This is a genomic window from Streptomyces sp. 4F14 (assembly GCF_048159485.1).
Taxonomy (GTDB): Bacteria; Actinomycetota; Actinomycetes; order Streptomycetales; family Streptomycetaceae; genus Streptomyces.
This window is the reverse complement of sequence record NZ_JBLRVY010000380.1, coordinates 1-321: the sequence shown is the minus strand read 5'-3', so window position 1 is coordinate 321 and position 321 is coordinate 1. Positions and strand designations below refer to the sequence as shown.

1 pseudogene is annotated in these 321 nt (G+C 73.5%); it reads left to right on the top strand.

What is annotated here, in order from left to right:
* Positions 1-321: pseudogene (glyA, locus tag ACLZOT_RS51205) on the top strand (serine hydroxymethyltransferase); the annotation flags it as partial.

Here is a 321-nt window from a genome sequence, read left to right as displayed (position 1 = left end):
GCCTGGTCGCCGCGGGACTGCACCCCAGCCCCGTCGACCACGCCCACGCCACCACAACCAGCACCTACAAGCAGCTCTACGGCCCGCGTGGCGGCCTGATCCTGCTCGGCCGGGACGCCGACGTACCGCTGCCCGGCACCCGGCGCACCCTGGCCCGAGCGATCTCCCAGGGCACGTTCCCCTTCCTCCAGGGCACCCCGGACCTGGGCGCGGTCGCGGCTAAGGAACGTGCCTTCGACATCGCCGCGCATCCGGAGTTCCGGACCCTGGCCCAGCGCGTCGTGTCGGACGCGCGGGAACTCGCGGAGTCCTTCACCGGGC